11 protein-coding genes are annotated in these 13,454 nt (G+C 55.8%); 4 read left to right on the top strand and 7 right to left on the bottom strand.

Going from position 1 to position 13,454, the window contains the following annotated elements; translation table 11 throughout:
• Positions 1 to 7: 7 nt before the first annotated feature.
• Together carB and ABEH87_RS10800 are read left to right on the top strand one after the other, a co-directional pair.
• Entirely contained in the window at positions 8 to 3,232 is a 3,225-nt protein-coding gene (gene carB, locus ABEH87_RS10805; RefSeq protein ID WP_346576384.1) for a carbamoyl-phosphate synthase large subunit, read from the top strand.
• Between the two features lie 224 nt (positions 3,233 to 3,456).
• A complete protein-coding gene (locus ABEH87_RS10800; protein ID WP_346576383.1) occupies positions 3,457 to 4,197 on the top strand; it encodes a phosphatase PAP2 family protein in 741 nt (246 codons plus the stop codon).
• A gap of 77 nt (positions 4,198 to 4,274) precedes the next feature.
• Here ABEH87_RS10800 and ABEH87_RS10795 read toward each other — a convergent pair whose 3' ends face one another.
• Positions 4,275 to 4,889, bottom strand: a complete 615-nt coding sequence (locus tag ABEH87_RS10795; RefSeq protein WP_346576382.1) for a LysE family translocator — start codon at positions 4,887 to 4,889, stop codon at positions 4,275 to 4,277.
• Between the two features lie 190 nt (positions 4,890 to 5,079).
• Between ABEH87_RS10795 and folA the strand changes: the two genes are divergently transcribed.
• Positions 5,080 to 5,562, top strand: a complete 483-nt coding sequence (gene folA, locus ABEH87_RS10790; protein ID WP_346576381.1) for a type 3 dihydrofolate reductase — start codon at positions 5,080 to 5,082, stop codon at positions 5,560 to 5,562.
• A 29-nt stretch (positions 5,563 to 5,591) separates the two neighbouring features.
• On the opposite strand, the gene apaH is transcribed toward folA, so the two are convergent.
• The 6 genes from apaH to lptD are packed head-to-tail and all read right to left on the bottom strand — an operon-like array spanning position 5,592 to position 12,342.
• Positions 5,592 to 6,419, bottom strand: a complete 828-nt coding sequence (apaH, locus tag ABEH87_RS10785) for a bis(5'-nucleosyl)-tetraphosphatase (symmetrical) ApaH (protein WP_346576380.1) — start codon at positions 6,417 to 6,419, stop codon at positions 5,592 to 5,594.
• 15 nt (positions 6,420 to 6,434) lie between these two features.
• Positions 6,435 to 6,812, bottom strand: a complete 378-nt coding sequence (gene apaG / locus ABEH87_RS10780) for a Co2+/Mg2+ efflux protein ApaG (RefSeq protein ID WP_346576379.1) — start codon at positions 6,810 to 6,812, stop codon at positions 6,435 to 6,437.
• A 2-nt stretch (positions 6,813 to 6,814) separates the two neighbouring features.
• On the bottom strand, positions 6,815 to 7,636 hold the full coding sequence (gene rsmA, locus ABEH87_RS10775) for a 16S rRNA (adenine(1518)-N(6)/adenine(1519)-N(6))-dimethyltransferase RsmA (protein WP_346576378.1): 822 nt from the start codon (positions 7,634 to 7,636) through the stop codon (positions 6,815 to 6,817).
• A complete protein-coding gene (gene pdxA / locus ABEH87_RS10770) occupies positions 7,629 to 8,621 on the bottom strand; it encodes a 4-hydroxythreonine-4-phosphate dehydrogenase PdxA (RefSeq protein WP_346576377.1) in 993 nt (330 codons plus the stop codon). Before pdxA ends, rsmA begins: the two co-directional genes overlap by 8 nt.
• Complete coding sequence (surA, locus tag ABEH87_RS10765; RefSeq protein WP_346576376.1) at positions 8,611 to 9,906, bottom strand: peptidylprolyl isomerase SurA; 1,296 nt, start codon at positions 9,904 to 9,906, stop codon at positions 8,611 to 8,613. The genes pdxA and surA overlap by 11 nt, the downstream gene beginning before the upstream one ends.
• A gap of 54 nt (positions 9,907 to 9,960) precedes the next feature.
• Positions 9,961 to 12,342, bottom strand: a complete 2,382-nt coding sequence (gene lptD / locus ABEH87_RS10760) for an LPS assembly protein LptD (RefSeq protein WP_346576375.1) — start codon at positions 12,340 to 12,342, stop codon at positions 9,961 to 9,963.
• Between the two features lie 267 nt (positions 12,343 to 12,609).
• On the opposite strand from lptD, the gene djlA reads away from it, so the two are divergent.
• A complete protein-coding gene (djlA, locus tag ABEH87_RS10755) occupies positions 12,610 to 13,431 on the top strand; it encodes a co-chaperone DjlA (protein WP_346576374.1) in 822 nt (273 codons plus the stop codon).
• Positions 13,432 to 13,454 lie beyond the last annotated feature (23 nt).

Below are 13,454 nucleotides of genomic sequence, written 5' to 3'. Positions count from 1 at the left end.
AAAGAAAATGCCAAAACGTACAGACATAAAAAGTATCCTGATCCTTGGTGCTGGCCCGATTGTCATCGGCCAGGCCTGTGAATTCGATTACTCCGGTGCGCAGGCGTGTAAAGCACTGCGTGAAGAGGGTTACCGCGTTATCCTGGTGAACTCTAACCCGGCAACCATTATGACCGACCCGGACATGGCCGATGCCACCTATATCGAGCCGATTAACTGGGAAGTGGTGCGCAAAATTATCGAGAAGGAGCGCCCGGATGCGGTGCTGCCAACGATGGGTGGCCAGACGGCGCTGAACTGTGCGCTGGAGCTGGAACGTCAGGGCGTGCTGGCTGAGTTTGGCGTCACGATGATCGGTGCCACCGCCGATGCCATTGATAAAGCCGAAGACCGCCGCCGTTTCGACGTGGCGATGAAGAAAATCGGCCTTGATACCGCACGTTCCGGTATCGCACATACCATGGAAGAAGCGCTGGCGGTTGCGGCCGACGTCGGCTTCCCGTGCATCATTCGTCCATCCTTTACCATGGGCGGCACCGGCGGCGGCATCGCTTACAACCGTGAAGAGTTCGAAGAGATCTGCGAACGCGGTCTCGACCTGTCGCCAACCAATGAGCTGCTGATTGACGAGTCGCTGATTGGCTGGAAAGAGTACGAGATGGAAGTGGTGCGTGATAAAAACGACAACTGCATCATCGTCTGCTCGATTGAAAACTTTGATGCTATGGGCATTCACACCGGTGACTCCATTACCGTTGCGCCAGCGCAGACGCTGACCGACAAAGAGTACCAGATCATGCGTAACGCCTCGCTGGCGGTGCTGCGTGAAATCGGCGTGGAAACCGGGGGATCTAACGTGCAGTTCTCGGTCAATCCGGAAAACGGCCGTCTGATCGTCATCGAGATGAATCCGCGCGTGTCGCGTTCTTCCGCGCTGGCCTCGAAAGCGACGGGCTTCCCGATTGCCAAAATTGCCGCCAAGCTGGCGGTTGGCTTTACCCTCGATGAACTGACCAACGACATCACCGGCGGTCTGACTCCGGCGTCGTTCGAACCGTCCATCGACTACGTAGTGACAAAAATTCCACGTTTCAACTTCGAGAAGTTTGCCGGGGCGAACGACCGCCTGACCACGCAGATGAAATCGGTGGGCGAAGTGATGGCCATTGGCCGTACCCTGCAGGAATCAATGCAGAAAGCACTGCGCGGCCTGGAAGTGGGCGCACACGGCTTCGACCCGAAAGTTGACCTGAATGATCCGGAAGCGCTGACGACCATTCGCCGCGAGCTGAAAGACGCCGGCTGTGACCGTATCTGGTATATCGCTGACGCTTTCCGCGCCGGAATGAGCGTAGAAGATGTGTTCGCGCTGACCAACGTTGACCGCTGGTTCCTGGTGCAGATTGAAGAGCTGGTCCAGCTGGAGCAGCAGGTGGCGGAGCAGGGCGTTAACGGCCTGAGCTATGACTTCCTGCGCACCCTGAAGCGTAAAGGCTTTGCTGATGCGCGTCTGGCCGATGTGGCGGGCGTGTCTGAGGCTGAAATCCGTGCCCTGCGCGAGCAGCACAACCTGCACCCGGTCTACAAGCGCGTGGATACCTGTGCGGCGGAGTTCTCCACCAATACCGCCTACATGTACTCAACATATGAAGAAGAGTGCGAAGCCAACCCGAACAATGACCGTGACAAAATAATGGTGCTGGGCGGCGGTCCTAACCGTATTGGCCAGGGCATTGAGTTCGACTACTGCTGCGTACACGCCTCGCTGGCGCTGCGCGAAGATGGTTTCGAAACCATCATGGTCAACTGCAACCCGGAAACCGTATCGACCGACTACGACACCTCTGACCGCCTGTACTTCGAGCCGGTGACCCTGGAAGACGTGCTGGAAATCGTGCGTATCGAGAAGCCTAAAGGCGTCATCGTGCAGTACGGTGGCCAGACCCCACTGAAGCTGGCGCGTGCGCTGGAAGCGGCAGGCGTGCCGGTTATCGGTACCAGTCCGGATGCCATCGACCGTGCAGAAGATCGCGAGCGTTTCCAGCAGGCGGTTGACCGTCTGGGCCTGAAACAGCCAGCTAACGCCACCGTGACCGCGATTGATATGGCGGTGGAAAAAGCAGCGCTGATCGGTTATCCGCTGGTGGTGCGTCCTTCTTACGTGCTGGGCGGTCGTGCCATGGAAATCGTCTATGACGAAATCGATCTGAAGCGCTACTTCAACACCGCTGTTTCCGTCTCTAACGATGCGCCAGTGCTGCTCGACCGCTTCCTCGACGATGCGGTTGAAGTGGATGTGGATGCGATTTGTGACGGTGAGCAGGTGCTGATCGGCGGCATTATGGAACACATCGAACAGGCGGGCGTTCACTCCGGTGACTCTGCCTGCTCCCTGCCAGCCTACACGCTGAGCCAGGAGATTCAGGATGTGATGCGCGACCAGGTGAAGAAGCTGGCCTTTGAGCTGGGCGTACGTGGCCTGATGAACGTGCAGTTCGCGGTTAAGGACAATGAAGTCTACCTGATTGAGGTTAACCCACGTGCCGCGCGTACCGTCCCATTTGTCTCTAAAGCGACCGGCATGCCGCTGGCGAAAGTGGCGGCACGCGTGATGGCAGGTAAAACGCTGGCTGCCCAGGGTGTCACCAGTGAGATCATCCCACCGTACTACTCGGTAAAAGAAGTGGTGCTGCCGTTTAACAAGTTCCAGGGTGTGGATCCGATCCTCGGCCCGGAAATGCGTTCTACCGGTGAAGTGATGGGCGTGGGTCGTACCTTTGCTGAAGCGTTCTGCAAAGCGATGCTCGGCGCCCAGAGCAACATGAAGAAAACCGGTCGGGCACTGCTGTCAGTGCGCGAAGGCGACAAAAAGCGCATCGTTGAGCTGGCTCAGCGCCTGCAAAGCTTCGGCTTTGAGCTGGATGCTACCGCCGGTACTGCCGACGTGTTGAAAGCCGCCGGGATTGAGGTTCGTCAGGTCAACAAGGTGCATGAAGGGCGTCCGCATATCCAGGACCGGGTGAAAAACGGTGAGTACGCTTACATCGTTAATACTACCGCAGGCCGCCAGGCGATTGAGGATTCCAAGCTCATCCGCCGCAGTGCGCTGCAGTACAAGGTGCACTACGACACGACGCTGAACGGGGCATTTGCCACCACCACCTCGCTGAACTCGAGTGCAACCGATCAGGTGATCTCCGTGCAGGAGATGCACGCGCAAATTAACGCGTAATCACCTCGTTCAGATGGGCCAGTCAATGGCTCATCCCGCTGACCCTGCCAGGCCGATCTTACGATCGGCCTTTTTTATGACTGATTTATGACAGGGATTGCCGGTTTTGTGATCTGTGCTGTTGCAGCATCTATCGTGTTCTATAGTATTGTCCTGGCTGGATTTTTTACATTTTGGGCTGAAGAACAGTCCATTTGATACCAATGAATATAGGGAAATTAAGCATGAAAAAAATCGTACTGGCCACGCTGATCGGTGCAGTGATATCGCAGTTTGCCTGGGCAGCTAAGGATGTCACGACAAAACCTGACGTTTACTTCCTGAAAGAGTCACAGGCTATCGACAGCCTGGCACTGCTTCCTCCTCCTCCGGCCATGGACAGCATCGAATTCCTGAATGATAAAGCCCAGTACGATGTGGGTAAAATGCTGCGCAATACGCCGCGAGGAAAGCAGGCCTGGAAGGATGCCAATGTAGAGGGTGATGGCGTGCCGGAAGCGTTTTCAGAGGCCTATGGCATGACGATCTCGCCTGAGAAAACGCCTGAACAATATCGGCTGGTGAAGAAAATGCGTGAAGATGCGGGCGATCTTGCCACCCGCAGCGCCAAAGAGCATTACATGCGCATCCGGCCGTTTGCCTTCTATCATGAAGCCACCTGTCGCGCGGATGAAGAGGGTAAGCTTTCCACCAACGGCTCATACCCTTCCGGGCATACCACGATTGGCTGGGCAACCGCGCTGGTGCTGGCGGAAATCAATAGCGAACGGCAGGGGCAGATTTTACAACGGGGCTATGAGATGGGGCAGAGCCGGGTGATTTGTGGTTATCACTGGCAGAGTGATGTGACGGCCGCACGGGTCGTGGCCTCTGCTATTGTCGCGCGCCTGCATGCGGAACCGACTTTCGTTACTCAGTTACAAAAAGCCAAAGACGAATTTAACCGACTGAATAACAAAAAGTAATAAGCGCCCCTGTAGTGCAGTGAATAACAACGTTCTTCCGGGGCCGACCATTTCTTCCGGTCGGCCCGTAGCGTGTATCAGGACAGCGCGACCTTAATACCCAGCGCGATCAATACCCCGCCCAGCAGCTTATCCACAATGCGCTGAGCTTTAGCCAGCCCGCGACGCACCGGACCGCTCTGGATCAGCACCACCAGCAGCGGCCACCACAGCGTGGACAGGCCAAGAATAATGCCCGCATACAGCAGTTTTTCGTGTACGCCAGAGTTCACGTTCAGTACCTGCGTGAAGATCGACAGGAAAAACAGCGTCGCTTTCGGATTCAGCAGGTTGCACAGGTAGCCCTGTAAAAAGGCTTTTTTCAGTGAGGTCTTTTCCTGTACGACATTGCTGAGATCCATTTTGCTGCTGCCGCGCGATCGCAGTGCCTGAATACCGATGTAGATCAGGTAACCGGCACCGGCATATTTCAGCAGCATAAACAGCCACGGGGTGGTGGTAATCACAACGGCCAGCCCGGCGACGCAGTAAGCCATATGCGTGGCGACGGCACAGTTGACCCCCAGCGCGCTCATCATCGCGGCGCTGCGGCGGTAACGTGCGGCATTTTTAATGATCAGGAAAAAGTCAGGGCCGGGGGAGAGCATCCCGAGCGCCGCGATCGTGGCGACAAATAAACTGGTTTCTAACATGGCGGCAGTCTGTGGCTGAATGAACGGCGGATTCTACCATGTCCGCGCTTTTTTGCATGGTGAAAAACGGTGGGAAGGTGACGCAACCGATAACCTGATCAACCTTTACTGAATATCCTCCGCTTAGCTATCGACGAAAGTTTCGCCTTTCCGTATGATGGCGCCAATTTTACCCCCTGCTGAGTTTTATATGATGATTAGCCTGATTGCAGCCCTTGCGGCCGACCGCGTCATTGGGATGGAAAACGCCATGCCGTGGCATCTGCCGGCTGACCTGGCGTGGTTTAAAAAGCACACCCTGAACAAACCGGTGGTTATGGGGCGTCGTACCTGGGAATCAATCGGTCGCCCGCTGCCGGGCCGTCTGAATATCGTCATCAGCAGCCATAAAGGCGATGCAGAAGGCGTGACGTGGGTGACTTCCGTGGACGAAGCGCTGAAAACGGCGGGCGATGTGGAAGAGTTAATGGTGATTGGCGGCGGCCGGGTATATGAACAGCTGCTGGCGCGCGCTGATCGACTGTATCTGACGCACATTGATGCAGAAGTGGAAGGGGATACTCATTTCCCTGACTACGAGCCGGATGAGTGGCAGTCCACCTTTAGCGAGTTCCACGATGCGGATGAGAAAAACTCGCACAGCTTCTGCTTTGAAATTTTAGACCGCCGCTAAAAACACCCGGGCCGGGCATGCCCGACCCGCTATACGGTTTCGTTTTTACGGTTGGATTTCTGTACAAATACCTGCTTATCTTCCCAGCGCAGCATCGTCAGGGTGCCACCCCAGCAACAGCCGGTGTCCAGCGCAATAATACCTTCCGGTGTGCCTTTACCTTCCAGCGACGCCCAGTGACCAAAAGCAATCGTGTATTCGCGTGATACCGGACCGGGAAGGGTGAACCACGGTTTCAACGGCGGTGGAGCGCTGTCAGGCGCTTCTTTAGCAATCATATCCAGCTGACCGTTCGGGAAGCAGAAACGCATACGCGTCAGGGCGTTGGTGCTGAAGCGCAGACGTGCCAGACCGCTCAGTTCCGGTATCCAGTTGTTCGGCATATCGCCGTACATGGCATCAAGGAACAGCGGGTAGGTGTCGCTACTCAGTACCGCCTCCACTTCGCGCGCACAGCTAATCGCGGTTTCAATATCCCACTGAGGGGTGATACCCGCGTGCGCCATCACCAGTTTTTTCTCTTCATCCACCTGCAGCAGCGGCTGACGACGCAGCCAGTTGATCAGCAGGTCAGCGTCAGGCGCTTCCAGCAGTGGGCTGATACGGTCTTTCGGTTTATTGCGGCTGATACCGGCATAGACCGCCAGCAGGTGCAGGTCATGGTTACCCAGCACCATTTTTACGCAGTCGCCGAGATAGCGCACAAAACGTAGAACTTCCAGCGAAGCCGGTCCGCGCGCGACCAGGTCACCGGTCAGCCATAGCTGATCAACCTGAGGGTCGAAGGCTACCTGATCGAGCAGCAAACGCAGCTCGTCGTAGCAACCGTGAACGTCGCCGATTAAATAAGTGCTCATGCAAAAAGGCCGGATTTAGTGGATATGAGTGGCAATCGCCAGACGGAAGACCGGGATATCAACGTCAAAGGGGTTACCCCCGGCGTCGATCATCTGATAGTGGCCCTGCATAGTTCCCATTGGCGTTTCAAGAATCGCGCCGCTGGTGTACTGAAACTCGCCGCCGGGCTCAATGTGCGGCTGTTCGCCGACCACACCTTCGCCCTGAACTTCAGTTTCGCGGCCGTTACCGTTGGTGATCAACCAGTAACGACCGATGAGCTGAACCGGGATACGCCCGAGGTTACGTATCGTGATGGTATAAGCAAACACGTAACGTTCTTCATCAGGTGCAGACTGCGACGCGATATAAGCGCTTTGTACCTGAACACAGACTTTGGGCGTATCGTTCATACTCAGTTCTCCTGCGGCTGAGGATGCGCAGTCAACCAGTTGGCCATACGGCAATATTGTGCAACGCTGATATTCTCTGCGCGCAGCGTCGGGTCGATATCCATTTCTGCCAGGGCTTCAGCAGAGAACAGGTGACCCAGGCTGTTACGCAGGGTTTTACGGCGTTTACCGAAGGCTTCCGTGGTGATGCGGCTCAGGGCACGAATATCGTCTACCGGGTGCGGAATTTGCGCATAAGGCATCAGGCGCACCACGGCAGAGTCGACTTTCGGGGCCGGGGTAAAGGATTCGGGTGGCACTTCCAGTACCGGGATCACCTGGCAGTAATACTGTGCCATCACGGTCAGGCGGCCATAGGCTTTACTGCCAGGACCGGCAACCAGGCGATTCACCACTTCTTTTTGCAACATAAAGTGCATGTCCTGAATGGCACCCGTATAGCTGAACAGGTGGAACATCAGGGGAGTAGAAATATTATACGGCAGGTTACCAAACACGCGCAGTTTCTGACCTTTTTCCTGTGCATAGGCGGCGAAGTCAAACGCCATTGCATCCTGCTGGAAAATCGTCAGCTTGGGGCCCAGGAACGGGTGAGTCTGCAGGCGTGCAGCCAGATCGCGGTCAATTTCAATAACCGTCATGGCATCCAGACGTTCTCCTACCGGCTCGGTAAGAGCGGCAAGGCCTGGGCCGATTTCGACAACGGCTTCACCTTTTTGCGGGTGAATGGCGTTGACGATGCTTTCGATAATGTACGGATCGTTAAGGAAGTTCTGTCCAAAACGTTTGCGGGCAAAATGGCCCTGGTGAACGCGACTATTCATTACTGCTCTTAATCATGGTAATGGCGAGGTTAAGCGCCGTCTTAAAGCTGCCCGCATCAGCCTGACCGCTTCCAGCCAGCTCAAGCGCTGTGCCGTGGTCAACAGACGTGCGGATAAATGGCAGACCGAGGGTGATATTCACCGCCCGACCAAAGCCCTGATATTTTAGCACCGGAAGCCCCTGGTCATGATACATCGCCAGCACGGCATCGGCATGTTGCAGATATTTGGGCTGGAACAGTGTATCAGCAGGCAGTGGCCCGGTCAGTTTTATCCCACGCTGGCGCAGTTCATCCAGCGCCGGGATAATGACATCGATCTCTTCGCGGCCCATATGACCGCCTTCACCCGCATGCGGGTTCAGACCGCAAACAAAGATATGCGGATCAGCCCGGCCAAACTGACGTTGCAGGTCGGCATGCAGGATGGTAATCACCTCATGCAGGCTTTCGCGGGTGATGGCGGCGGCAACATCTTTCAGCGGCAGGTGGGTGGTCGCCAGCGCAACACGCAGCTCTTCCGTTGCCAGCATCATCACCACGCGCTCACACTCAGCGCGTTCGGCGAAGAATTCAGTATGACCGCTAAAAGGGATCCCGGCCTCGTTAATCACGCCCTTGTGCACCGGCCCGGTAATCAGTGCCGCAAACTCTCCGCTCAGGCAGCCATCGCTGGCTCGCGCCAGCGTGGCCAGCACATAGTGGCCGTTATCCACGCAGAGTTCACCGGCAACGGCAGGTTGTGCCAGTGGCACAGGGAGCACGGTTAACGTTCCCGCCCGCTGCGGTTGCGCAGTGCTTTCCGGGTGATACCCGAGCAGCGTCAGGGGTAAATGCAAAGCTGCCGCGCGGGTGCGCAGCAGCTCGGGGTCGGCACAGATAACCAGTTCAACCGGCCAGTCTTGCTGGGCGAGTTGAACGATTAAGTCAGGACCAATCCCGGCGGGTTCGCCGGGAGTGATAACGACGCGTTGATTACTGAGCATTCGCATCCAGAATCTTCACATAGGCGGCCGCGCGCTGCTCCTGCATCCAGGTTTGCGCTTCTTCTGAGAACTTACGGTTGAACAGCAGGCGGTAAGCGCGCTCTTTTTTCGCCGCGTCGGTCTTATCGACCTTGCGGGTATCGATCAGCTGGATCAGGTGCCAGCCGAAGGACGAGTGAACCGGGCCGCTCATCTGGCCTTTCTGCAGACGCAGCAGGGCATCACGGAACGCAGGATCAAACACTTCCGGTGAACTCCAGCCCAGATCGCCGCCCTGGTTCGCTGAACCGGGATCCTGCGACAGCTGTTTCGCGGCGTCGGCGAAGGTCAGCTTACCGCTTTTGATCTCTGCGGCGACTTCCTGCAGTTTCTGGCGCGCCTGATCGTCGGTCATAATCGGTGATGGCTTCAGCAGGATATGGCGGGCATGGACTTCGGTGACTGAAATGCTCTGATTGTCACCGCGCATATCGTTAACTTTCAGAATATGGAAGCCAACACCGGAACGAATCGGACCAATGATATCGCCTTTTTTCGCCGTCACCAGCGCCTGAGCGAACAGAGATGGCAGCTCCTGAATACGGCCCCAGCCCATGTTGCCGCCTTTCAGCGCCTGTGGGTCGGCAGAGTAGGTGATGGCCAGTTTACCGAAGTCAGAACCCGATTTCGCTTCGCTGACCAGCTGTTTGGCCAGACTTTCCTGGTCATCAACCTGCTGCTGCGTTGGGTTTTCCGGCAGTGGCAGCAGGATGTGGCTGAGGTTCAGCTCAGTACCTGCATCATTCTGAGAGGCCATCTGCGTTGCCAGCTGATCCACTTCCTGCGGCAGAATGGTGACGCGGCGGCGAACTTCGTTATTACGAATTTCCGAGCTGGTCATCTCCTTGCGGATCTGCTCACGGTAGGTGGCATAGTTCATGCCATCGTACGCCAGGCGGCTACGCAGCTGATCGACGCTCATTTTGTTCTGCGCGGCGATATTGGCAATGGCCTGATCCAGCTGGGCATCAGTGATCTGAATGCCCGCCTGTTTAGCCATCTGTAGCAGAATGTTGTCCATCACCAGACGTTCAACGATCTGATGACGCAGGGTTTTGTCATCCGGTAGCTGCTGACCAGCTTGCTGCGCCTGGCCTTTCACGGACTGCATCATGCCATCCACGTCACTTTCTAAAACTACGCCGTTATTCACGATAGCGGCAACTTTATCAACAACTTGCGGGGCTGCGAACGCAGTGCTGGCTGTCAGGGCTGCACCGAGGATCAGCATTCTCCAGTTCTTCATACTTTTTCCATTCTTCTATCCGCACTGCGGGTTTGCATACCAAACATGACAACATCAGAAAGCGCGTTGGTAAGGCAGGATGCCCTGACGCAGCATCTGACCGGTACCTAAGCCATAACTTGGGCTGAGGCCACGCAGTTCAATGTTGAACGAGATTTTATTGTCGTACTTACTGTTGTCGTTTTCCCAGGCCTTGATTTTACGTTCGTAGCCCAGGCGGATCGCATAGCAACAGGAGCTGTACTGCACGCCCAGCAGCTGATCGGCTGCCTGATTGGCTTTGGTATCGTAATACCAGGCTCCAACCACGGACCACGCATCGGCGATAGGCCAGCTGGCCGTTGCGCCAACCTGTGAAATCCCTTTCTGATACAGCTGATTGTTTAACTGCGTCAGCGTCTGCTGAATATACTCCGGGCTGGTATAGCGGTAGTTCAGCTGAACCATGCGGTCAGCATCACGACGCCATTCCAGCACGGCATTACCCTGAGAAATATCATCCAGGCGGGTGTCGTACTGCAGTCCACCGCGCGCGGCCCAACGGTCACTAATCTTCCAGTAGCTGTCGCCAGCCCACACCAGGCTGCCACGATCGTCGTCGCCGGTGGTGTTCAACCCGGTACGCGCTGGAGTGAACGAGTAGATTTGACCAATGGAAGCGTTAAAACGTTCAACCAGATCGTTATCAAAAATTCGCGTGGTCACCCCGGTCGTAACCTGGTTAGCCGATGCGATGCGATCCAGACCGCTGTAAGTGCGGTCGCGGAACAGGCCCGTATAGTCACTTTGCAGCAGCGTGGAGTCGTAAGCACGGATATCGCTTTGGTCACGATAGGGGGTGTAGAGGTACTGCATACGCGGTTCCAGCGTCTGCGTATATCCCTGTGCCCAGTCCATATCGCGGTCGAACACCATCTTGCCATCAACCTTGAACTGCGGCATTACGCGGTTAACGGTGCCCTTCAACTGGTTGGTTTTTGTGGTATCAATGTTCTGATTGTAATACTCGATGTCGTCCTGCTGATAATGGGTAGCAAGCAGTTTCGCTTCCGTGTTCAGGCTACCCCAGCGGTTGGACAGCGGCAGATCAATAGTTGGCTCAAGGTGCAGACGCGTGGCGTCCGGCATGCGCTCATTGACGTTGGTAAACTTCACCGCCTGCGCATACAGGTGGGTATCAAACGGGCCGACGTCATTTTGGTAGTAGTTGAAATCAAACTGCGGTTCAGCGCGATAAACGTCGTTATTGGCGTTAGTCGAGAAGATCTGGAACTGCTTGGTTGACAGCGTGGCATCCCAGTTGGTGTCCGCGTAACCAACGCTGAATTTCTGCGTGACGTAGCCGTCGGTCGTTGAACCGTATACCGAATCGAGATCGGTAAAGTAATACGGGTCGCTGACTTTCAGATAATCAGCGCTGAAGCGCCAGTGCTGATCGTAAACGCCTGAGTGGTTCCAGTAGAACAGCCAGCGGTGCGCGTCTTTATCGTCCGGGTGTTCATTGTTGTAAACGCGATCGGAACCGAGGTAATCGAACTCCATCAGACCGGATCCGGCATCGGTCAGGTAGCGGAATTCGTTCTGGAACTGGGTGCCGCGACGGCTGATATAGTGCGGCGTCAGCGTGGCATCGGCCTGCGGCGCGATGTTCCAGTAGTACGGCAGCATAAACTCGAAGCCGCTGGTGCTGCCGTATTTAGCATTTGGGATCAGGAAACCTGAACGGCGTTTATCACCCACCGGGATCTGCAGGTACGGGCTGTAAAACACCGGCACCGGGCCCAGTTTGAAACGCGCATTCCAGATTTCGGCCAGCTGCTCATCGCGGTCGTGAATAATTTCAGAACCGGCGACGCTCCAGCTGTTCTGGCCTGGCAGGCAGGACGTAAAGGTGCCGTTTTCCAGGATGGTGTAGCGGTTATCATCGCGCAGCTTCATCTGATCTGCGTCACCACGCCCCTGGCGGCCTACCATCTGATAGTTACCGTTCCACACGTTGGTGTCTTTGGTGTTCAGGTTGGACCAGGCTTTCGGACCTTTCAGGATGACCTGATTGTCGTCATAGTGCACATTACCGAGTGCATCAACCGTTCGGGTGGGGGTAGTCTGACCGTTGAGTGTCTTCTGATGGAGCTGGACTTCATCAGACTGCAGACGGCCGTTGCCCTGACGGATATCGACATTGCCGGTAAATACGGCGTTATCCGGATAGTTGCCTTTGGCCTGATCCGCATCAATGGTTACGGGTAGCTGGTTTGTGGCCTTTCCCTGCACTAAAGGACGGTCGTAACTGGGCACCCCAAGCATACATTGTGATGCGAGGTCATCGGCCAGCCCTTGCTGGCTGTAAAGCGCTGTGCCAATCAATGTGGCCAGCAACGTAGGTAGTCTTTTATTCATACGCGGTTTAGAGAATTCCGTAATCACTGGCATCATGCCGACAAACGGTCAGAGACTAACGTACTCAACGGCATTGCGCTAGTCATACACGGTATCTTTCAAGTTTAAAGCGAGTCTGGCAGCAGCCCCGGCCCTGGTCAACTGAGGGAAGTCAGTCTCTGGAAACGCCCGGAACGGCCTTCTGCTTCTTGAAATCATTCGGGTATACTTCTGGTTGTTTGGCCGCGTACCAATAGGCTGTGAGATAAATGACAGGTATGATAATGCAATTTTTAGCCTTCAGCATGGCGAATTGAGGAGTATATGCGCTATTGGGGAAAAGTATTGGGTCTTGTTCTGGGTTTATTCTCCGGCGCAGGCTTCTGGGGCGTTGTCATTGGCCTGCTGGTCGGGCATCTGGTTGATAAAGCGCGGTCTCCTGCTCGTCAGGGCTATTTTGCCAACCAGCAGACACGTCAGGCGCTGTTTTTCCGCACCACGTTCCAGGTCATGGGGCATCTGACGAAATCGAAAGGCCGGGTTACGGACGCCGATATCCAGATGGCTTCGCTGTTAATGGACCGTATGCGGCTGGATGCGGCGGGACGTACCGCAGCGCAGCAGGCCTTTCGTGAAGGCAAACAGGGGGATTATCCCCTGCGAGATAAACTGCGCGAGCTGCGCAGCGCCTGTTTTGGCCGTTTTGACCTGATCCGTATGTTTCTGGAAATTCAGATTCAGGCGGCGTTCGCTGATGGTTCACTGCATCCCAATGAGCGTCAGGTGCTGTATGTGATCGCCGAAGAGCTGGGCATTTCCCGCACGCAGTTTGATCAATTCCTGCGCATGATGGAAAGCGGCCAGCAGTTTGGCGGCGGTGCCCACTACGGCGGCTCTTCACAGGGCGGCTTTGCCGGGGCACAGCGAGGCCCGACGCTGGAAGATGCCTGCAGCGTGCTGGGCGTGAAGAGCAGCGATGATGCCACCACGATTAAGCGTGCCTACCGTAAGCTGATGGGTGAGCACCACCCGGATAAACTGGTCGCGAAGGGTCTGCCACCGGAGATGATGGAGATGGCGAAGCAGAAAGCGCAGGAAATTCAGGGCGCGTACGATCTGATTAAACGCGAGAAAGGTTTTAAATAATCGGTGGAAAAGGGCGGCCCTAC

It is taken from the genome of Erwinia sp. Eh17-17, assembly GCF_039675725.1.
Classification (GTDB): Bacteria; Pseudomonadota; Gammaproteobacteria; order Enterobacterales; family Enterobacteriaceae; genus Erwinia.
Note: the sequence above shows the minus strand (reverse complement) of the source record. Positions and strands in the feature narration are given on the sequence as shown.